This is a genomic window from Sphingobacterium sp. HJSM2_6 (genome assembly GCF_049316305.1).
GTDB lineage: Bacteria > Bacteroidota > Bacteroidia > Sphingobacteriales > Sphingobacteriaceae > Sphingobacterium.
The window spans coordinates 1-21,770 of record NZ_JBMOXB010000008.1 but is presented as its reverse complement, the minus strand read 5'-3'; the positions used below and the strand labels follow the sequence as shown (position 1 = coordinate 21,770).

Here is a 21,770-nt window from a genome sequence, read left to right as displayed (position 1 = left end):
TTTATAATAGGTTTAATGAATGAAAAGGACTGAAATATGAAAGTGATGTTTAGGAATTATTTTCTTAATGTAAGCAATTATTGGGTATTTCTTAGTGTCAAACGCTCTTAATTCTTAATAATAACCACAGCCTTATTACTCTTATTTACTCCCAGTCAGTAACTTTTTGTATGTGTTGAAACATATAAACCTGTCAATTTTGATAAAATATTACCACAGCAAACATTAATTTTGCATAAACACAGTAGTAGGATATATCGACAAATCACTACATACCAAACAGTTATTACTTTTGTTTTATAATTAATTGAAATAAATTCCTGACATTTATAATATTATAAATCACCTAACAATCAAATGCACCTCGAATGTATCCAAGAGGCTATCGGAATATCCGGTAGCAAAATATTAAAATTTAGTTTAGGCAAAATATATTTTGGACATCATGATCCTGTAGATGGATTTTTTTTTATAACGGACGATGAAGGATTTATTGAAAAATTTTCATTTCCATTTATAATGTTTAAAGAGAAAATCCCTTCGTGGGTGTATGGATTATACTTAATAAATCAAAAATCCACTTAGGAACATCTTACTAAGAATGTAAATAAAACTATTGTTTTTTTAATTTTTAAAATTAAAATTATTTTGTGTTATTAATGTTACAACAATACCTGTGTAATTCTATTTTTTTGTGAATGTCTCATATATATATTTTGTCGATAATTTAAATCCCTGCACTTCATGTGTAGGGATTTAATATTTATTATCAACAATTGATCAAATCCTATATAAAATGTATCTCTTCTGAAAATAATTTTTGCAAATTTTAAATACCTATTTATTAAATCAAAATAATTAATCATTTTTGCCAAAATTACCAAATCTATTATGAAAAAAATTTTTACATTGTTATTAATTGTGTTAACACTATCCTGTTCTAAAGAAGGTGGTCCAGGTCCTCAAGGTGATCAAGGTATTCCCGGGAAAGATGGAACCAACATTTTAAGTGGAGCTAGCAACCCAACAAGCACAATAGGAAAAGAAGGAGATTTCTTTCTGAATGTACATTCAAAAATATTATTTGGACCTAAAAAAGGAAATAATTGGGGATCAGGAATTGTATTAAGCGGTTCTGCAGGATCAAGTAGTAATACAATCTTAAATGGAAAAGGTGCTCCAGCTGCAGGGAATGGTTCTATAGGAGACTTTTATATTGACACAGAAAACTTTAATATTTATGGAGCTAAAGTATCTACTGGTTGGGGTACACCTGTAAATTTAAAGAGTGATGCTAATGAAGAAATAAGAATTCTTATTAAAGAAGGCATTAGATTAAATATTATTGATAATGAAATTAATTTTAATGAATATGATCCTAGTGAAAATTTAAGCTCAATATCCACCGGTGATACTGACATTAAGATTACTGTAGGAAATATTCAAAAGTATTTAGATGAGGGGGTGGTGATCATTCAAATAAAATCTAATTTAACCCCATGGTCACTCAATGAGGTAGATATATCTAATGGTGATTTTTATTACTATGCAGATGTTGAAAATGATGTAAAATTTGATAATAATACATTTACATTCCCAAAAAATGGAGCAGGAATAGACAAGACTAATTTATCCAAACAAAATGCTTTAGCTGCATTAAAATCGGAAGTAAATAAATATACATTAACTTATAAGTTTTTATTAATTCCTGCTTCTTCAGTAGAAAAGTTAAGTAAAGCTCACCCTAATCAAAAGATTGATTCAAAACTTTTATCAACATTTTATTACAACCAATTTTAAAATTAACAACATTAAGCCTAATTATTTAGTTAGGCTTTTTTTTTGAATTCCCCTGAATACTCCTCCAGCTTCTTAAGAATCTCTTGGTTACGCTGATTAGCGATATCTAACCATCTTGCACATAACCTAACTGCATACAGTGGATTGACAATTTTAAATTCCTTGAAATTATTGTATTTATTTGCAGAATGATAAGCCCTTTCCCAATCCTTTTCAAATTCATCAGGAGTATAGAATTTTTGTGATTTCTCATGAAATATCCAGCAGCCATTTACCCTAGCATTATTAATCAAGGAGATTACATGACTAGGAGTTTTTTTTTTTCTGTTAAGCCAAGCAGGAGTATTCACGGTTCAAAATTACTAATATTTTTAGTAAAACTTGTATCTAATAAATTATATACCTTGACAAATAAATTTAACAAATTTTATAGATGACTATAAAAGAAATTTATAAACAAAATTTTTAATTAAAAAAAACCCTACTTTCAAAAAGAATGTAGGGTTTAACAAGCACAAAATTATTAATATAAAAATGTGACTGGAAACGTTTAATCTTCAGCCACATCATAATCATGCAAGATTAATGATTGTATTAGGCTACACGAACATTTGTCGCGTTAATTCCTTTTCTTCCGTTTTCAACATCAAATGTAACTTCGTCATTTTCTCTGATGTTATCTCTAAGTCCAGTAGTGTGTACGAAGATATCGTCACCACCATCATTAGGTGTAATAAATCCAAATCCTTTTGTGTCGTTGAAGAATTTTACTGTTCCTTGTTGCATTGTTTTAATGATTTAAATAAAAAAATTGTTATGGCATAAGCCGACCCATTTAAGACTTCTGTCTTAAAATAACCATTTGCTAACAATATAAAATGAGAATTAAATGAGTTGAGGGTAACAATTTCAAATAGATACTTCATCAAATAGATGATAACATGAGCTACTGATAAGCAAAAACTAAAAAAGATGAGTAAACTGATCGGTTTCAGAGAAGCATTGGCAGAGCCTGATTACAATACAAAGTTAAGATAAAATATTTAATTTGCAAATAATATTTAAACTGACATAGATTTGATTACTTTGAGGTGTGATTTAAATGCATCCACAAATGTTTTATATTCGTTATATTTGATATCATACTCTACGCAAGTTTCCTTAACAAATTCATTGATTTTGGGATAATGGATATGACTTATTTTAGGAAATAAATGATGTTCTACTTGATAATTTAAACCTCCTAATAACCAAGTCAATATTTTGCTTTTAGTTGCAAAATTTGCGGTCGATTGAAGTTGATGAATCATCCACTCATCTTCAACTTTATAATTATCTAAAGTTTTAAATTCAGTTTCATCTACAACATGTGCTAATTGGAATACTGTTGCTAGACATAATCCACATACAATACTTGTTACCAAAAGCCCAATAAAGGTAGGTCCAAAGCCAACAAAAATAATAGGGATAGTAATAAAAATATTAAAATGAATGAATTTACTTACCCAAAAAATAATTTTTTCATTTCTCGGAAAATGAAACTTTTCTGAATTAACACTCAACCTTTGCCTAAAATATTTTTCATAATCTTGAAAGAAAATCCAAGCCAAATAGGATATCGAATATAATAGAATAAAATAAAAATGCTGATACTTATGGTGTCTTTTAAGTGGCTGATCATGATGAATACGCATAAACTTAATTTCAATATCATGATCTTCTCCATTTATATTTGTGTAAGTATGATGTGCAATGTTATGTTTTAATTTCCATAAAAATATATTTCCTCCAAGCAAATTTAATGAGTAAGACAATATTGTATTTAATTTCTTATTTTCAGAAAAGGAATTATGGCCAGCATCATGCATAATATTAAATCCTATTGCCGCTAAATTTACTCCTAGGATGACACATAATATTAGATTGAAAATCCAATGAGGTTGAATAAATAATAAAATAGAATAGATTAGGGCTAAACTTGACAAAAGAATAATTGCCTTTAACATTAATCTTCTGGATCCAGTTTTGTTGATTTGATCTTTTTGAAAGTAGTTGTTAATTTTTAGTTTTAAAGCTTTGGAAAATAATGCATCAGCATTATTAAATTTTACTTGGGTATTCATTGTATTATACTATTGTTACTAATTTGATATACTAAAATTCAAGTTTATCCGAGCTAAAATAAAACATTAAATCAAATTTTGTATGATATTCTAATTTATTCCGTGTAAAAATTTTGTCAAATTCATTTCTTTTAAATTTATATCATTTTTGAAAGAAACTTGAACAAAGAATCGAATAAATGATGTTATTATAAATTTAATACCCCTCAAAAATATTTAGGGGTATTAAACACTTAAATAAAATATAGAATTAAACACTTGGTTTAAAAACTTTTAATCGTGACCTTGCGTTTTCACGATTTTATTGTAAATTCCTAATAATAAAAAAGGAGCCGCCCATTGCCCGATAAAAAGTGCATTTTTATCATCTTTTCCTTTAGAACATTTTATTGCTGCTGATATTCCCATGGATAATAATGCTGCTCCTAGAAAAATAACTGAAGGAATCTTTGCAGTTTGACTTTCAATTTCTTTACTTACTTGGTCTTCATTTGCTGTATTTAGTGCCATAATAATAATATTTATAGTTTATATTATTATTAACAGTTACTATTTATTTTTGTTCATATTTTAAGGTGTTATTTTGAGCTTCAAATATTAAAACAATAAATTCCACGAAATATTTATACTGATATTTTATTAAAATATTAATTAATACAAATATTCGATATTGCTGTTATCATAAAATGAAAATGATTTCTAATCATATAAATTTATTACCTGCTAAAAAAATAATTGGAGGAAGGATTTGAAACTATTCGTAAGAAAATTTTATTTCCTATTACTATTGAAGAAAAAACCATTTAACTACTTAGAATCTAAAATAATTAAGTAGAAGGAGGAATATGTAGTATGTACACTATAGATGGCTAATAGTGATGGTCTAGTACGAGGATTGCTTTGAAGTTCTTTGCGTTTTTGCTTGACAAACTATCGTATTAAATCCATGTTTATTCCTTTTCAGATATATATAATTTAACAATTATACTATTTCGGGTATAAAATCATAAAAACATTTAATATTATACCCATAGAGGTATAAAATTAATTTACATTACTCATCCCCATTAAATTTTCAACCCATCAAGAAAAAACAAAATTGATTTTATGATTTCATTTCTACCCTCATTATCTCCACAGAATCACTTGTAAATGAGCATTTTACAAGATTAACACCCAAAACTACACCCAGTTTTGGGTGTTTTGTTTTACATAAGAAAATATAATTTTTGCATTTTTATAATGGATTGACATTCTTCATCTGGAAATAAATTAGTTTTCTAACTAAACCAGACAAGAGTGATTAAGTATCCATTTATTTGAGAGTAATAACATTGTTCATACACAAACAATGGGTAATAAGAGTTATAAAACCACGTATCTGTATCAACTTCTTCGATATTTGTAGTAAAATCCCTATTCACAATACAAGCATATTTACAAGATATAGAATCATTTGGGAGTGAATACCCAACATTAAAACGAAATTTTAATTTTGCAAAATCAGTGCTTTTTGAAAACCATTGAACAATTCCCCTTTTTGACGCAACAATCATAAATTCCCTCGAACCTATTTCAATAAATCTTAAAATTGCAGCCATTAAACTAACATGAAACTGATCAGATAAGTTTATCATAAGGTCTATGGAAAATTGCTTCTTAGCACATGCTAACCTAAACTGTTTTTCAGGCAATAATAAGCAAGAAGCAAAATAATCTGCTTCTTGCTCAATAAGATCCTTATTAAGCAAGGAATTTTTTGACTGATGAGCGGACATAAATCCGTACTTTAAGGCTATTCGATGCTCGTCAATTAAGTAATGTCCTAATTCATGAGCCAAAGTAAATCTACCTCTTCGTGAGTTACTAGTATTCCCCTTATCTAGATTAATATGAATATGAAATTTAGAATTATAATAAACAAGCATTCCATCAAATGTATTGCTTTCGTAATGATCATAATGAACCGGTAATTCCTCATAATTGGCTATAGCATGTAAATCTACAAGGCCATTTTGACAAATCTCATCTAATACAAAATTTGCTAAGAAACTAATCTTCTTCTTCCGATGATTTTTCATCTTTATTTTGATTACCTAGCATTTTCTTAATAACATCATCAGGAAGATCTTCCATTCCTTTTCTAGCCACCATTCTAAATTGATCAATAATATCTTCCTCAATATCATCATTAAAATGCTCTATAGTTGGAAAAGTTCTAGCTTCATTTTTAAGAATACGCTCTATACAAACTGTCGAGTCTATAACTTCAAAATCAGGATATAGCTTATTAAATCTAGTAAGCTCTATTTCAGTACTTGGAAAAAGATAGCCCGTAGAACAAAGCCATTCTATTACTTTACTAGGATTATCAAAAATATTATTTTTTTGTACCATAAACTTTTAAAACTGTACTAACTGTTTCTAGGGCTTCTTTTTTATAAACACGAATAGAATTTTGTGATAATTCGAGTTGTTCTCTTAATTTTTTCAACAATTGTCGAGGTAGTTTCTTACCATTTTTTTCATAACTCTGGTATGTCAAATATATAATCTTATGCTTTATTCCTAATCTATCTAATGCTTTATCAATCACTTCGGTTTTTGCTTTTAAATCCTTAAGTTTTTCTTTAGGAAGACTTAGATTTTCCAAATCTGGAAAACTTATTATCAACTCTTCTTCTCCTGAGTAATCAATACCTTTACATTCTACTCTTCCACGATCAGCTAGTAATCTTTCTGCAATTCTGTAAATGTAAAAGAGAACGCATTTATCAAGATTCTCACTTCGACATTGTTGAGGGTTAAACAAATGTGCTTTATTCCAAAATTTCTGTAGAGCTTGCTCACATAAAATATCACCAATAGAATTATCATATCCCCATCTTACTGAAACAACTCTACATTTATGAATTAAATCTTTTTCAAATCTAAAATAAAATGCTTTGAAAGCACATTCAGCTGCCTCATAAAAATGTTCTTTACCCTGAATAAATTCTATCAGTTCAGCAGTTTGAAGATTCTCTAACTCTCTCCAATCCATAAGCAACTATTTAATACATACGCAAAACCGTTAGTAACGCTTTTCGTAGAGAATGTGACATGGTTCATAATAAATCAAGTTAATAATTATTACAAATTAATAAAAGTAAAAGAATGGAAGAAAATATTACTAAGAAAAAATTCAAAATACTCTCTATAGACGGGGGTGGGATAAGAGGACTTATCCCTGCCAAAGTCTTGTCGGAGCTAGAGGCTGAACTTCAAAAGGAAGAACCTGACAAAAAACTATATGAACATTTTGATTTGATATGCGGCACGTCTACTGGGGCAATTCTAGCGATAGGAATCTCGCTGGGTATTCCGGCTAAAGATTTAGCTAAATTTTATGAAGACAATGCGAAAATTATTTTCCCTCAATTTGTCTTTCGTTTCTTACCACGGAAAAGCAGAGCTTTTTTTAACGCTATTTATAGCAATAAAAAGCTTATAAATAAGCTAAAAGAAGTATTTGCAGATGCTAATGGAGGTCAAGATCCACTATTACTTGATCTTAAAACTAAGGTTTGCATCCCTTCTTTTAATGGGAATGACGGGGCAATAAATGTCTTAAAGACAAAACATCATCCTGAATACAGGAGAGATTACAAACTCCCTGCATATCATGTAGCGATGTCAAGCTCATCAGCTCCAGTGTACTTCCCTCCTCACAGCTTCTCGTTCAAAAACGAACATGGAGAAGGGACGAATATAAATATGATTGACGGTGGTATTTTTGCCAACAACCCTTCACTCATCGGTGTATTCGAAGCAACAGATAAGCTAAACATTCCTATCGGTGATATAGTGCTACTATCATTAGGTACAGGACAGGGAAAGCAAATCATTAAGCGTTCTTGGCGTCCGAAGAATGTATTTGACTGGCTATTCCCTAATCCAAAACTAGTTGATATCGTACTTGATACACAAGCGCAAATAACAGAACAATATTTAAACTTCTTGCAACGTGCGTTAGGCAAAATTGGAAACACGTTTCAACACCTCCGAATACAGCACGATATGAAAGGTGATAATATAGAACTCAATTCATCCAAAAAGAAACATATAGATCGAATGAAGGCTATCGGGGAGGAATTAGCAAAAAACAGATTAACAGAAATTTTAAACTTTATAAAACAATAACAATATGGCAAACTGTCACAATTTATTTCAGGATTATCATGCAGAGCTATCTATAGGTTCGAAAAAAAATGAGAGAATGAAGGACTCAAAAGAAGGACTTCGTAAAAGAGTCAGGCAATGGTTCAAAGAAAATCATCCTGAGTATGTTCCTTACTTCTACATTCAAGGATCATACAAAATGAAAAATGGAATTCGTACATCAGAAGATATCTGCGACCTTGATGATGGTATCTACTTCTTTCGTGCGCCCGATGTTACGGCATCAACATTAAAAGAATGGGTGCGACAAGCTGTCGACGGATACACAAGTTCAGATGCAGAAAATCGTAAAAAATGTGTTCGTTCCATATTTGCAAATGACTATGAAATAGATCACCCCGTATATTGTAAAGAAGACGGCAAGGAGTATCAAATCGCCGTAAAGGGAGTTGGATTTGAAGACAGTGATCCCAAAGCTATGGTCAACTGGTTTGTCAATAAAAAGGATGCAGAAGGTAGATTAGTGAGGGCTGTTAAGTATCTAAAAGGCTGGGCAGATAAACAATCTTTTAAAATGCCTAGCGGACTAGCATTGACAATTCTGGCAAGCAATGCTAAAGAACAAATTGCATTAAATCAACGCGATGATATAACACTAAAGGATATTTTAAAAGAAATTAAAAAAGAATTGAATAACTCCTTCAAATGTATTGTACCCGCAATACCAAATGACGATTTATTAGAAAACTACGTAAATAAAGATAAGTTTTTGAACGCTCTGGATATGTTCATCGAGGATGCTGATTCGGCTATTCGTAACACGAATCAAAAGGAAGCTAGCAAATTCTGGTGTAAGCATTTAGGGAATAGATTTCCACTTGGTGAAGATAAAGAAGAAAAAACATCTTATGGGACTGCAGCTGCAGCTGCAGGGGCGTTGACATCATATCCATTTGGCCATGAATAATTCATACAAAATATTTATTACGGAGGCAAAAGAAGTTACAAGTGAATTTCCCGAATTACAATTATGTATTCGGGAAGATTCTCTACCCTTTTTAGTCGGAAAAATTAAGCTTTACAGTAATGACGGAATTTTATACGATTATTACTCTGTTAGAATAGATTGTTCAAATAATTATCCATACAGCTTTCCTCATGTTTTTGAGACAGCAAACCGACTACCCTACAATATTGATTGGCATGTTTATAATGATGGACATTTTTGCATTTGCACACCTTTTGAAGAACACATATATTGTTCTAAGGGATTTACACTCATAGAGTTTATTAATGAACAAATAATGCCTTACCTACACAATCAAAGTTTTAGAGAAAGAGAAGGATATTATTTAAATGAGAGATCCCACGGAGTTACAGGTTTACATGAATCAATTATCCAACTATTGAATGTAAAAAGCATATCAGAGGCTAGAACTATATTAAATTATATTTACCTAAATAACTATCCAAGTCGTACAGCGATGTGTTTCTGTGGAAGCAAAAGAAAATATCGATATTGTCACAGAGAATCTTTTATAAGAATTAAAAGAATTGGACAAGAAAAAATAAAAGGATATATAGAAATACTATGAAGTTAATAGTTTGTTAAGGCAATAAATCCTTGTATTCACAATTGAGGATTTTTTTTAATTTGACAAGCATATTTAGGTTATACTTAGCTCTGTCCTTCGAGCTTTCCACATGACCAATAAAACCAGCTGACACATCTAAAAGATGAGCAAGTTGAGCTTGAGAAATTCCTTTTTCAGTTCTCAATTGCTTAACTCTCTCTATCAGATAAATTTCAACATCAGTTGCATGTGGCTTCTTTTCCATACATGCAATTAATGAAAGTTAAATTTCAAAAACACCGCTACATGTATCAGTAAAGTTTACTATATTTATACTATGAAATGGATATTTTGGTTTTTCGTTGTAAACATCATTAGTGTCATAGCGCTAATGAAGGGAGTTATTAGTGGCGAGAACTCGTTTATCGGAATTATTGTTGCCTTTACTGCATGGGGTCTATTTATTAGAGCAATTGTCACAAATCAAGAGAAAAAAAAGAAAGTCAAGAATAGAGAGAAAATGCTTGCTGAATATCTAAGGCAACAATTAAGAAAATAATTTATAAAAATATGATAAGAAAAATGCTAACAGGCATATTATGCCTTAGTGCCCTATTATATAGTTCTTGTAGCAAGAAGGGGGAAAATACCCCAGACTTTTCATTAACAAAGAAAATCGTTGAGGTAAAATTAACTTTTGGCGAAAGTTATAGCAATTATTCCTTGGTATTAGGTTTACAGGGAACAAGTATTAATGGCGGTTTAAACGAAAACTTCAATTTTATTGGTGCGAATACTACTAATGAAAATAGCATCACCTTACCTGAATCAGTAATAAAGACTGCAAATTACTATGTACTACCAAGTTCTCAGCTTTCTATTAAAACCTCACATCCTGTAAGCACATTTTCAATTGCAATGACAGCATTGAATATCAGTGAAGCAGATAATAGTGAACCTTTGTCTGTAATAATAGATTTCTATATTGAAGGAAAGAAGGTCAATTCAAAGACTACAAAACTTGACGCAAATGATTTTGGCAGCAAAGTATATGCAATCCATGTCGCTGATCCAGACAAAATCATTGATTCATCCGAATTTAACTAAGATGATTAAAGGGGATTAAAACTCCCCTTCATCCCTGAATGAATAGTAACTATCAGCGGTCATCACGATATGATCTAGAAGCTGAATATCTAAAACTTTTCCTGCTTCAATGATTTTATTGGTTAAGGATCTATCAGCAGCTCTAGGTCTCATCGTACCCGAAGGATGATTGTGCGCAACTGCAATCCTTGTTGCATTACACAACAGCGCAGATGACATAATCAACCGCATATCGACCATTACAGCTTCTAAACCTCCATCCGCAATCTTACGATAACCTACTACGTCTAATTTTGTGTTGAAATATAAAGCATAGAAACTTTCTCTAATTTCAAATTCGTCTAAATCCCAAATCATTCTAAAAGTACGATCAATCAATCTGGAGTTGTTGATACATTTAAAATCATCGATAGATAATTTTTGATTTCTGTGGTAGCTTAGTTTCAACTCATTAGCGATAAAGTTCTTTTTCATAACGCATTATAAATTTTAAATGAAATAAAAATTGAATTAACGCTAGATGGATTACGAGTCTAGGATTGACTAAGCAAAAGAAAATAGGAGAAAAATGACGAAGTGAAGGAGGCTCTGTTCGGCACGAACGGATACCCATTTTTTGAACTATCTTATTGGGTGTGGTAGGTCGTGATTTGGGGCGTGTCTAACCGACGAAGTAACTTTGCGAGTAATTGATTATTATGAACAAAGCCCAAAGGTTCGATACCGATGGGCTTTGAAAAACTGTGTTCTGCTACTATTGACTTTCTAGTTCGTTTATCTCTTTTTGTTTTTGTCGGATACTCCATTTAAGCCTTTGCTCCTCTTCTCGCTTAATAACTTTTGCATTGAATTTATCAGAATCACTTCTATATAATGAGTCTACAGAATTAGCCACTTGAGGTAACTCTAGTCCAATCATTCGATAGCGCATTTCATAAGACTTAGATTCATCAAGTTGATTACTCATCAACCACACTTGACCAAAACTAAATAATGCAATACAAGACAACAATGTCAGAACTACTACTATAGGTAGAGATTTGTAATCAATACTGTGCTTTGTTTTGACCAATGTCTCTTTCGGAATCATTTCTGTTGATTTTAATAAGGATTGCTCTGCCTTAATTATTTTTGCAACCGCTTCATCAATAGCATTTCTAATTATTGGTGTGAATTCTTGATATTGCTCTATAGTCAGAATATAAGGTCCCAAGGTCTTGACAAAAGAAACAAGAGATTTTTCTCTAGCATCAATCACCTGGATTAATCGTTGAATCTCTTTTGCAACCTCTGTTTTAAACAATTCATTTTTATCCAATGAACCATTGATCGCAGGAACAATACTTATCAATTCACGTTGCAAAGCATCTATAGTATTCTCAACATTAAGAATTGTTTGCTCTAATTTATTTTCTTCCATTATAATTTCAATTTTCGTTTACGTTTTTTCATTTGTTCATCATCTTGATCAGCAGATATACCAGCACTAATACTTAACAGATTTGAAAGAATATTTTCCTCTTGTTTCGTTTCTTGAACCTGAATATTGCTACCTTCTCTATTACTCGAAGTATTAGTATTATTAAAATCATTGAATGATTGTGCTTGAGCGAATTTTGTTTCAATTTTTGAATAGGATAACCCTAATTCAGAGCCTTTAAACTTGTAACTATCTTTTTCAAAAGAAACGCCCTGTATTTCATCCGACTTTCCCTTGGCTTTGAATTCGGTATGAATTCCTTTTTGAAATAAATAGTGCTGCAGCTCATCCCAGTTTTTACATGGATATTTCCCTGAAATACCTTGATGCAAATAATAGCTGACTTCTTTTTTCACTTGATAGTATTTGTTTTTTGATTCTGTAAAGGGAGTTTGATGCTGATTTTTGTTAAATCCATATTTTTGATTTATTTCTCGAACAGCTTTTAATGATTTCAAGTTTATATAATCCTCCTTAAGCTTCCTATTATGAACATAGCTAATCTTAGAATATACGATATGACAATGTGGGTGCTTTCGGTCGTCATGCCGTATTACCAATAATGAAGTATCCTTAATCCCCATTCTCAATAAGTAATCTTTCGCAATCAAGCTCATCATATTATCTGATATTTTACCATTCAAATCTTTCGAAAAACTCAAAACAATATGACCTAAAGGAGAGTTTTTCATACGATTATTAGAACTAGCTAATAATTCAAATTGCTTAGCCATAAATTCTGGGCTTCCAATCCTAACTCCATCGCTATGAATAATTGAGGCTTTCTCTCGATTTAAACAGTAATCTAACGATGCTGAAAAACTAGCATTCGTTTTAATTATTTTAGCTATCATTTCTTAGCATTTTATCAATAAAATTATCTAAGTGATCCAAAGTAATTCGAAGGCGTAACAATAGTTCGTCATTCTTTTGTTGAGCGTTCATTACTCGAGCAATTTGATTCAAATTATTCCCAATATTGAAAATTCGAGTTATGAAAACACGTTCCTCCTGCATGAATTTTGCATCGATTTTTTTATTAAAGCATGCTGTTCGAACATACCTGCTAATGCTCATATTCGCAAGTTTAGATAAGCTCTTTAGTCGCTGAAAATCCGACAAACTAAATCGGACTTCGACCTTTCTATTTAGATTTTCTTTTGTCATTGTAGTAATTTATATAGACCAACGGGATAACCTTTTCCCAAGGCAAAAAATATTTTGTCCGGGAAAAGGTACATCTTGCACTAACTAAGTATTAAACAATTTGATCTTTTACAGATTCGATCATTTTTCGAATTCCTATCAATGAATCATTCATATCTACATATCCATTATAGACCTCTGAAAAGTCCTCGGCATGACTATAATCTGAAAGTACTTTTTGTGTAGATGCTACTCCACTTCTATCCCGATCCAAAAACAGTTCAAGACTACTGTAAGAAGAAGCATAATTTTTAATTTTATTGATACTCGATAAAGAGTTTAAAACCAAAACATCACCTCTAAATAGCTCACATTTACTACTTTGAAAAGTCTGGAAATAGCTCAACATAGAAAACATGCCTTCAAATATTTTCAAATTTTGACCTAAGTAGCCATTCTGAAAATAGGAAACACCAGAACCTAAATTACCTTTAAAATAAATATTACGAAGAGCGAAATTATTCTTAAAAATTGTCGGTAAACCGACAGCAAAATAGCTTTTCTTTCCGTTGGTAAAATAGACCTCTCTACAATAAAGTTTAGCAATAGAAATATCAATACATCTAGAAGCTAAATATTGATTTAGTATTGGATTAGTTCCAATCTCTTTACTATCAATAAACCTAAACGAGCCAGATGATTTATTGTCGATTATTTTATCAGCACTTCTGTAGATATAAATATTTGGCGAATCATGCATCAATTCCTTCAACTTATTTAACCCTCCTGATAAACCAAGAGCCAAGTCTTCAAATCGTATACCACTCACCATCATTGATGGATTCTTATCTTCTCTATATGGAGCATGGTACATCGAATAATTCTTATATTTTTTAACAGGGTATATCCCTTTCGAAGACAAATAGTCCTCGATTATATTATTGTTATTCATAAAATTTTAAGATTTTTCGTAGCATTCGTAATCCTCGTAATATTTCTGAATTACGAATGTTACGAGAATTACGAGCCTACGATTTGTTTACTTTTAGTTATTTGCCTTATCTAGCCAATTACGGATTGTACCTTCGCTTCTACCTATTTGACGTGCTATTTGTACATTACTCATCCCTCCAGCTTTTAATTGAAGCACCTCTTGAATCTTATCTTCGTAATTAGATGATTCTTGAGGTTTTAGTAAATCTCGTTCACCTTGGTAGCCTATTTCTGAAAAGCCTAAATATCCACTCCGCGTGGTCAACTCACAAACCAAAACATTTTCTTCGTCATACACTAACTCTCCACTCCTAACCTTCAATTGCTTGATGTATCGAATATTTTTATCAAAAGCAGAGCGTCCAATCGTGAAAACCGAATCCGCAAAATTTGACTTCATTTTTGAACCTTGAAGATCGTTTAAGCTAATAGGTCGCCATTCCTCTACTTTTTTATTGTGTTCTAACACTAAAAACGTAATTCCCTCTTCAAATTTCAGTGCTGATAACGCATTCATGATGGGTATTGTACTTTTTGCAGAATCTGTAGAAGAACAAATCTTGGTAAGGTTATCCAATATAACAACCTCAGCACTGAATTCCCTTATACGATCTTTTAAAGAATTGATAAAGAAATCTTCGTAAGAAATTTCGTTAGGAAGTTCTTTTAACACTTCATATGTAGCTCTGTAAAAGTTGGCGGGAAAATTAAAGTGCTTACCCTCATCATTGCGATACCTCTTTTCAAATTGTTTATCCGTGAGTTCGAGATCTACATACAATAGTTTGTACTTTTTAGCTATATAAATTGCTATCATCACACTCAATGCAGTTTTTCCAATTCCTGTATCCGCAAATAATATGGTTATCTCCCCCTGAACTATAAGCGGAGCATATAAAAAAATCGGATCTGGTAATAACGCTGCATCAGCAAGTGTTTGATTTGCAGATTTTATTGCTAGCATGTTAATGCATTTTCTCATGAAAACCTCCTTCTTTTATTTCTGGAATAGGCCTGAAATAACGCTAAAGCTTTCCTTACATCGATAATAATAGTTCGCTGATCTTGATCAATGGCATCTTTGATTATACCTTCCTTCAGTCGTTGTGCTTTAGATTTTGAACAACTAAAAATTCGCATAATACCGTTCAGACCATATTCGTATTCAGGAATAGGCTCAATAATTGCTTCTTTAGGAATCTGTTTAACTGCTTCTTTTTGTAGAGCTATCAATTCCTCTCCAGTCATCGTAGCGACTGGCTTTTTTAATAATGAATTTATATCCATGTTTTATGATTTAACATTAATAAATAGCTGTGTACATCAGCCTTATCTTTGTTCTAGAACATGGTGCTAAGGTAGGTTAGGATTCAGGTGCAGAGGAGTGCAACGGTTCATGAATTAAATTTTAATTAAATAAAAATCAATATATTACAAAAAATAAGCAAGAATAAAATTGCACCTGAGGTGCAGCGATCTCTAAAAACATCAAATACTATTTTTATACTTAGAAAGTTGGAAAATAAAACACAAAAAAGCCCCAACATTCGAAATGTTGGGGCATATATCTTTTGACTATTTAAACTAATATATCAATGGCAATTCATTCAATAATTTTTTCTGAGTTCTCCAATTTGGGTAGTATTGGTCCATCAGTAGGACAAAACGCTTATTATGATGACGTTCTAATAAATGAACCAATTCATGAACCACTACATATTCAATACATTCAATCGGTTTCTTTGTTAATTCGATATTAAACCACAATCGCCCATTAGTTACAGCACAAGAACCCCATTTTGTTTTCATCGTTCTGATTTTGAATTCAGGAATTTCCAATTGCATTTTATCTGCAAAATGTGCGAGCAAACTATTCAATTTAACACGAAGTGCTTTTCTGTAAAACTTGTATAAAACCTCACGTTTCAATGCTGTATCATTTCCATCTATTACAAAAAGAACAATCTTTTTACCTTTTAAACTAATCGAATTCCGTTTAGCCACAACAACTTCTAACAAATATCGTTCACCAAACAAATAATGACTTTCTTGGTTTATCATTTGTCGTTCGGATTCTCTTGCTTGATTTTTAAACTTTAGCTGCTCTTTCTTTATCCAACCCAATTTGGTAGCCGCATAGATTTTCACCTTCTCCAAATCATAAAATGCTGGCGAAGAAATCGTCACCTTTCCTTGCGGCGGGTGGACACTAAGATGTAAATTCTTAATATCTTTAAAAGTAACCTCTATCTCTACTCCTCCAATCTTCAACTGCTCTACTTTCATTAGTATTCGTCTTTATGAGCTTCTATAATTTTATAAATCTCGTTGACTTTATCCTTGTCTTTTACAACGTCGTAAATTGCTTTTTTGACTAAGTTTTGTTTCGCTAAATTTTCTCTAAAACCTTCTTGTTTTGCGTATTGTACAGCATCTTCACAAGCTAAAGCTAAATCTTCATCTTCCAAGGTATGATACAAAGCTACTTTTCCTTTTGTATTTAGCGAATCCGGTAAGTCATCCTTTTTACCTTGATTGACTTGACGAACCAGTTCAGCCATTTCTTTCAAATATTCTTGATAGGAAATCATTTCTTGCTTGCGCTTTTCAATCAATTCTTGCAAAAGTACAGACATGTGATCAAAATATTTCGGATCCAACAAATGTTCTTCTACAATTTTGCTGCGTACGTTGTTTTCAATAATTTCTGCAACAGCTTCTTTATTACCTTTAACACCGGCAGGTAAAGTTTCAATCGCTTTATGAATATTGATCTCAAATAAATCCAACAAAGAAATATCCTCAAAAGGAGAAATGGTCTCGGATTCTTCAGCACGGATATAGGTATCAATCAAGAAACGCATATCGGCTTCGTAGGATTTCAACTCAATGGTTTCACCAGAAGCTATTCTGATAATTTCTCTGAGATTTAAATAATCATCTAATTTTTGGTGGAAACGTTTTACCTCCGAATTGCTAAAATCTGTTTGTACAAAGTCCGCTTTAATAGCCGTATAAGCGCGAACATATTCTACAATAGCTTTGTATAGTGCCATGCGTTTGAATTCGTTGGCTTTTAAATCTTCGGGATTTTCAGTATTCCCACAGAAATATCGGATATAATCTAAATCCGCTTTGGGTAAAGCGACATTTTCAATAATCGCTTCTACTGTTTCGTAAGCTGTCATCAAACGATCTATTGCTGTTTTGATGCGATCTTTTAAATTAATCTCAACTTCTTCTTTTGTAAATCCTTCACTATCCAATTCCGAAGTATAGACACTAATTGCATCTGTGACATTGCCGAACAATTCCATATAATCGACGATGTACCCGTAATCTTTATCATCTGTATCCAATCGATTCACCCGACAAATGGCTTGAAACAAGGTATGATCCTGCATTTTTTTATCGATGTAAATGTAGGTACACGTAGGCGCATCAAAACCTGTTAAAAGTTTAGAAACTACGATCAATAATTTCATACGGGCAGGTTCTTTTCGGAAACGCTCTTTGCTTTCTTGTTCGTATGTTTCTGTTTTGGATTTATTACCACTCGAACTGACAGATTTTAATAATTCCGTATAGGTATTATAGATGTATTCTTTATCAGTTTCGCTATCCGCACCTGTATCTTCCAACGAAATGTCTCTCGCATTAGGATTGTATGAAGTAATAATCGCACATTTGTTTTTCAACTCCGTATTTAGAAACAAATTATAGTACTTACACGCTTCATAAATACTCGATGCCACAAGAATTGCATTTCCTTTCTCATTAGCTAAACGTGGTTTGACCGAGAAATCCATGACAATGTCCGACACGATTTTTTCCATGCGGCTTTTAGAACTCAATACATTTTGCATAGTTCCCCATTTCTTTTTGAGTTCGTTGCGTTGGAAATCGTTCAATCCAGCAGTCTTGGCATCAAACCATTGGTCTACCTTGGTTTGAGAAGTCAAGGCTTGTTCGATTTTACGACCTTCGTACATCAAGTCTTTCACTACACCGTCTTGTACAGCCTCGTTAAATTTATAGGTATGAATGTATCTTCCGAATACATCCATCGTCGTTTTCTTATCTTCTTTAAGTAAAGGAGTGCCCGTAAATCCAACAAATACAGCATTATGCAATATGGCCTTCATGACCTGATTTAACTTACCACTTTGTGTACGGTGACATTCATCAATAAAGACAAAGATTTCTCCTTGTGTTTGTACTGGATTTTCTTGTAACTCTTTTAAGAATGCATCAAAATCGGTTTCGTTTTTATTGCCAAACTTATGAATGAGCGAACATACCAAACGTGGTCGAGAGGAAGTTAAAAAGTGTAGTAATTCTTTACCTGTTCGAGTTTTAGCAATATCTGTTTCACCCACATCATTAAACACACGTTCAATTTGATCGTCTAACTCTGTTCGGTCTGTAAGGATCACTAATCTAGAATTAGGCACATTCTCTAAAATCCATTTGCCTAACATCACCATCATCAGTGATTTGCCAGATCCTTGGGTATGCCAGATTATGCCACCTTCCTTTCTTTTTACAAAATCCTGCGCGGCTTTAAATCCAAAATATTGGTGCGGACGAGGTAATTTTTTAACGCCCGCATCGAAAACCACAGTATTGTAAATGATATCCAAAAAACGCTCTTTGAGACAAAGCTTCTTTAAATATTTATCTAATTTATGCTCCGCATTATCCTGTTCGTCTTCTTTCCACGACAAGAAATATTTTGAAGGAGTTTCTATCGTTCCGTATTTTAAACCTTGGGTATTATTCCCAGCCATCACGAACTGTACCGTCGTATAAAACCATTGATTAAACAATTCCTTTTGGTTGGAAATATTTTGGTTTACTGATTCCGCAATATCTGTAGTACCACGTTTTAACTCCAACACACCTAAAGCAATTCCATTCACGTATAACACAATATCCGGACGACGAGTATGTTGCCCTTTGGTCAAGGTAACTTCTTCGGCAATACCAAATTCATTCTTCTCCCAGTTTTTCCAATCAATCGGGAAAATGGTATCAAATTGCTCACCCAATTCCGGTCGCGCCTTTACCCCATAACGCAGCATGTTGTAAAAAGCCTTATTGCGATCGTATAAATTGCCCGAATTCGTATGCGCCAAATCGTACAATTCTTTCACCGCCTTATTAGCCAAAGTTTCCGTATATCCACGTTGCAAAAGATTCTTTTTCAAAATCTCTTGCTCAACATTGCTATTGTGTTCACGTTTTTCCCAATTGCCATAATAACTATATCCCAATTGCTCTTTGAACAACTGAATGATTCTATTTTGGGTGATGCGTTCGATTGGGTTGATCATAGGGTTTTTAATTTTGTATTAATCTGCTCCAAGAAGTCTATTATTGAATCTTTATCTATCTTTTTATAATAATGCTTATACCTATCATCATATTCAAAATCAGTTAGCAATTTCACTATATCTTCATGAACCAATCTATCATTGATGGTAGCTGCATTGTGGAAAAAACAGCATTCATAACCTGATCCATCTTTAGCAAATCTAATATCTAAATTATAACTCTCATTTTGATATTTAAATGATGAAAATTTAATTCCAGGAGCCCCGTCGGTATTTTTACTCCATAAATATTCTTTTTTTTCGAATGGATTAATGTCAAAACCTAATTTTTCCAAATGTTGAAAAAGCCATAATGATCTCAATTCTAAATGATATCCTGTTATTGCTGATGAATGTAAAATACGAATATCATTGTTACTAAATCTTCTAATTTCATTGTATTTACATTCTTTAATTGCTCTACTATTATCTACAAAGTAATACTGCCAATGATCTTTAGTGAAGCTATGTTTTGTAATAATCTTCTTTAATTTGGTCGAAAGATCAGAATCGGGGATATTCAACAAATGATCTAATAGATTTCTCAATAGACCTCTTCGTTTTTCATTATCAAATATTTGTCTCCAATTGTCATTGCGACTTCTTAACGAATCATAGGAAATACGACAAAATGAGTGATTTGTTCTTTCAATAAGATAATCCCCCTTTGTAAGTAATGCCTGCTGAAAATAAATTTCATTATCCCGAGTTGAAAATATCTCCGATAGCAACTCACTATACTTTGTAAATGAGTTTACATCATCATTTGCAAGGGCAAAGACAAATTGTATTTGTCCCATAAAATAGTTGTGTTCTTCAAGCTCATGAATTTTTTCAAGATTCCATATTGATGCATCCAATTTACTCTTATATCTTTCTTCACTGATTTGATCTTGATCGAAAAACGACAGACTAAATTTTTCAGATTTCATAGACTCCTCTAAATCTAATATGTCTGATTGTATTAAAGCATGTATACTTTTAAGTGCATCAAAAACATTTTCAGGATTCTGTATGTAAGTATTGTAAATAATATTCCTCATACTACGAATCCAAAAATCCAGATTTGTCTTGTTGGATTTTAATAACTCTAAAATAAAATAATAATATACCTGATCCCAATAGTTTGGAGTGAAAGAATTCTTTTTTAAATAAAGAGTTAACACCTTTTTATCCTTAGATATGAAGGGTTCTTTTATAATTGAATTGATTTTATCATTAGTTTCATTTTCAATCGCTATTAATGTTGAAATAGAACTATCAATATATTTCAAACAATCAATAGTAAATAACTCAAAGATTCCTTTTACTACATTATCCTCCTTTAATTCAATTACAAATTGACTTAGAGGTATATATTCAACAGATTGTTCACTGTACGTGTCACTATTTCTAATCTTTTGTAGTAAATCCTTTAAATGATTAGGTATAGTATTGTTTTTAGATGTCGAAAGGTGAAAATTAATCGCCAAGGTCTTTAAATAATTAAAGTAGAAATCATCTAATGATTTGAAATCAGCATCAATTTTTGCCCAAAAGAAATTCAACCAATCTGTATCAATTTTCTTCCAAAAGTCTTTTAAAAACTCTTGATCTTTAGTTGAAGTAGTTTGTCGCTCAGTGCTGTCTTGAAGCCATGCTTTAAAATGCTCAAAATCGGTCAATTGCTTCCCTCTTTCATTCATTTTTATATACAACTCATCTGACTGATTTAATTCATCGAGGTCTAAAAAATCAAATTCAAATGGCAAGTTATCCAATTCTACACTGCTAAAATCAAAATCTTGATATGCTGAAAATTCTTTGTGAATAGCTTGAAGCATTACTAAAGCACCACTAGTAGTGGCATCATATTTCCATTTGTCTAAATACCAAGTGTATTTTTTTATTTGTTTATCAATCTCATCTTCCAACTCTTTATGAATAACTTCGACTGTACGTCTTCAAACTAAATTAGACACATTAGGATGAAACCTTAAGGAGACTTTCGAGTTATAAATTTATTAATTTT

The 21,770-nt window shown here is 31.8% G+C and carries 24 protein-coding genes; 6 read left to right on the top strand and 18 right to left on the bottom strand.

Annotation, left to right across the window (positions count from 1 at the left end):
- Positions 1 to 891 precede the first annotated feature (891 nt).
- Positions 892 to 1,800, top strand: coding sequence for a hypothetical protein (locus tag ACFRAE_RS08695; RefSeq protein WP_422796754.1), 909 nt, complete (start codon positions 892 to 894; stop codon positions 1,798 to 1,800).
- 29 nt (positions 1,801 to 1,829) lie between these two features.
- Here ACFRAE_RS08695 and ACFRAE_RS08690 read toward each other — a convergent pair whose 3' ends face one another.
- From ACFRAE_RS08690 to ACFRAE_RS08660, 7 genes are all read right to left on the bottom strand, one after another.
- Positions 1,830 to 2,150, bottom strand: a complete 321-nt coding sequence (locus ACFRAE_RS08690; RefSeq protein WP_422796753.1) for a hypothetical protein — start codon at positions 2,148 to 2,150, stop codon at positions 1,830 to 1,832.
- 244 nt (positions 2,151 to 2,394) lie between these two features.
- Positions 2,395 to 2,586: a cold-shock protein gene (locus ACFRAE_RS08685; RefSeq protein ID WP_422796752.1), complete on the bottom strand. Its 192-nt coding sequence runs from the start codon at positions 2,584 to 2,586 to the stop codon at positions 2,395 to 2,397.
- Between the two features lie 275 nt (positions 2,587 to 2,861).
- On the bottom strand, positions 2,862 to 3,923 hold the full coding sequence (locus ACFRAE_RS08680) for a fatty acid desaturase family protein (RefSeq protein ID WP_422796751.1): 1,062 nt from the start codon (positions 3,921 to 3,923) through the stop codon (positions 2,862 to 2,864).
- 273 nt (positions 3,924 to 4,196) lie between these two features.
- Entirely contained in the window at positions 4,197 to 4,433 is a 237-nt protein-coding gene (locus ACFRAE_RS08675; protein WP_422796750.1) for a hypothetical protein, read from the bottom strand.
- Between the two features lie 770 nt (positions 4,434 to 5,203).
- A complete protein-coding gene (locus ACFRAE_RS08670) occupies positions 5,204 to 6,004 on the bottom strand; it encodes an ImmA/IrrE family metallo-endopeptidase (RefSeq protein ID WP_422796749.1) in 801 nt (266 codons plus the stop codon).
- Positions 5,976 to 6,320: a hypothetical protein gene (locus ACFRAE_RS08665; RefSeq protein WP_422796748.1), complete on the bottom strand. Its 345-nt coding sequence runs from the start codon at positions 6,318 to 6,320 to the stop codon at positions 5,976 to 5,978. The genes ACFRAE_RS08670 and ACFRAE_RS08665 overlap by 29 nt, the downstream gene beginning before the upstream one ends.
- A complete protein-coding gene (locus ACFRAE_RS08660) occupies positions 6,304 to 6,966 on the bottom strand; it encodes a hypothetical protein (RefSeq protein WP_422796747.1) in 663 nt (220 codons plus the stop codon). Before ACFRAE_RS08660 ends, ACFRAE_RS08665 begins: the two co-directional genes overlap by 17 nt.
- 113 nt (positions 6,967 to 7,079) lie before the next feature.
- Between ACFRAE_RS08660 and ACFRAE_RS08655 the strand changes: the two genes are divergently transcribed.
- The 3 genes from ACFRAE_RS08655 to ACFRAE_RS08645 are packed head-to-tail and all read left to right on the top strand — an operon-like array spanning position 7,080 to position 9,679.
- Positions 7,080 to 8,105, top strand: coding sequence for a CBASS cGAMP-activated phospholipase (locus ACFRAE_RS08655; protein ID WP_422796746.1), 1,026 nt, complete (start codon positions 7,080 to 7,082; stop codon positions 8,103 to 8,105).
- Positions 8,106 to 8,109: 4 nt separating this feature from the next.
- Positions 8,110 to 9,051, top strand: coding sequence for a cyclic GMP-AMP synthase DncV-like nucleotidyltransferase (locus ACFRAE_RS08650; protein ID WP_422796745.1), 942 nt, complete (start codon positions 8,110 to 8,112; stop codon positions 9,049 to 9,051).
- The gene (locus tag ACFRAE_RS08645; protein ID WP_422796744.1) at positions 9,044 to 9,679 is read left to right on the top strand and encodes an SEC-C metal-binding domain-containing protein; all 636 of its coding nucleotides are present in this window, start codon (positions 9,044 to 9,046) and stop codon (positions 9,677 to 9,679) included. Before ACFRAE_RS08650 ends, ACFRAE_RS08645 begins: the two co-directional genes overlap by 8 nt.
- Before the next feature lie 13 nt (positions 9,680 to 9,692).
- Here ACFRAE_RS08645 and ACFRAE_RS08640 read toward each other — a convergent pair whose 3' ends face one another.
- Entirely contained in the window at positions 9,693 to 9,923 is a 231-nt protein-coding gene (locus ACFRAE_RS08640) for a helix-turn-helix domain-containing protein (protein ID WP_422796743.1), read from the bottom strand.
- A 72-nt stretch (positions 9,924 to 9,995) separates the two neighbouring features.
- Here ACFRAE_RS08640 and ACFRAE_RS08635 point away from each other — a divergent pair, with 72 nt between their 5' ends.
- Together ACFRAE_RS08635 and ACFRAE_RS08630 are read left to right on the top strand one after the other, a co-directional pair.
- Positions 9,996 to 10,217, top strand: a complete 222-nt coding sequence (locus tag ACFRAE_RS08635) for a hypothetical protein (protein WP_422796742.1) — start codon at positions 9,996 to 9,998, stop codon at positions 10,215 to 10,217.
- Positions 10,218 to 10,228: 11 nt separating this feature from the next.
- A complete protein-coding gene (locus ACFRAE_RS08630) occupies positions 10,229 to 10,765 on the top strand; it encodes a beta-barrel fold lipoprotein (RefSeq protein ID WP_422796741.1) in 537 nt (178 codons plus the stop codon).
- 15 nt (positions 10,766 to 10,780) lie between these two features.
- Here the strand turns inward: ACFRAE_RS08630 and ACFRAE_RS08625 are convergent, their stop codons facing one another.
- From ACFRAE_RS08625 to ACFRAE_RS08580, 10 genes are all read right to left on the bottom strand, one after another.
- Positions 10,781 to 11,239: a JAB domain-containing protein gene (locus tag ACFRAE_RS08625; protein WP_422796740.1), complete on the bottom strand. Its 459-nt coding sequence runs from the start codon at positions 11,237 to 11,239 to the stop codon at positions 10,781 to 10,783.
- 280 nt (positions 11,240 to 11,519) lie between these two features.
- Positions 11,520 to 12,185 carry a hypothetical protein gene (locus ACFRAE_RS08620; RefSeq protein WP_422796739.1) on the bottom strand — a complete coding sequence of 222 codons (666 nt, stop codon included), beginning with the start codon at positions 12,183 to 12,185 and terminating at the stop codon, positions 11,520 to 11,522.
- Positions 12,185 to 13,099 carry a relaxase/mobilization nuclease domain-containing protein gene (locus tag ACFRAE_RS08615; RefSeq protein WP_422796738.1) on the bottom strand — a complete coding sequence of 305 codons (915 nt, stop codon included), beginning with the start codon at positions 13,097 to 13,099 and terminating at the stop codon, positions 12,185 to 12,187. The genes ACFRAE_RS08620 and ACFRAE_RS08615 overlap by 1 nt, the downstream gene beginning before the upstream one ends.
- Entirely contained in the window at positions 13,089 to 13,412 is a 324-nt protein-coding gene (locus ACFRAE_RS08610; protein WP_422796737.1) for a plasmid mobilization protein, read from the bottom strand. Before ACFRAE_RS08610 ends, ACFRAE_RS08615 begins: the two co-directional genes overlap by 11 nt.
- A gap of 91 nt (positions 13,413 to 13,503) precedes the next feature.
- The gene (locus tag ACFRAE_RS08605; protein WP_422796736.1) at positions 13,504 to 14,343 is read right to left on the bottom strand and encodes a toprim domain-containing protein; all 840 of its coding nucleotides are present in this window, start codon (positions 14,341 to 14,343) and stop codon (positions 13,504 to 13,506) included.
- 93 nt (positions 14,344 to 14,436) lie between these two features.
- Positions 14,437 to 15,348, bottom strand: coding sequence for an AAA family ATPase (locus tag ACFRAE_RS08600; RefSeq protein WP_422796735.1), 912 nt, complete (start codon positions 15,346 to 15,348; stop codon positions 14,437 to 14,439).
- Positions 15,349 to 15,362: 14 nt separating this feature from the next.
- On the bottom strand, positions 15,363 to 15,671 hold the full coding sequence (locus tag ACFRAE_RS08595) for a DUF3853 family protein (protein WP_422796734.1): 309 nt from the start codon (positions 15,669 to 15,671) through the stop codon (positions 15,363 to 15,365).
- A 297-nt stretch (positions 15,672 to 15,968) separates the two neighbouring features.
- On the bottom strand, positions 15,969 to 16,670 hold the full coding sequence (locus tag ACFRAE_RS08590) for a M48 family metallopeptidase (RefSeq protein WP_422796733.1): 702 nt from the start codon (positions 16,668 to 16,670) through the stop codon (positions 15,969 to 15,971).
- Positions 16,670 to 19,720, bottom strand: coding sequence for a type I restriction endonuclease subunit R (locus tag ACFRAE_RS08585; RefSeq protein ID WP_422796732.1), 3,051 nt, complete (start codon positions 19,718 to 19,720; stop codon positions 16,670 to 16,672). Before ACFRAE_RS08585 ends, ACFRAE_RS08590 begins: the two co-directional genes overlap by 1 nt.
- Positions 19,717 to 21,672 carry a hypothetical protein gene (locus ACFRAE_RS08580; protein WP_422796731.1) on the bottom strand — a complete coding sequence of 652 codons (1,956 nt, stop codon included), beginning with the start codon at positions 21,670 to 21,672 and terminating at the stop codon, positions 19,717 to 19,719. The genes ACFRAE_RS08585 and ACFRAE_RS08580 overlap by 4 nt, the downstream gene beginning before the upstream one ends.
- Positions 21,673 to 21,770: the final 98 nt, after the last annotated feature.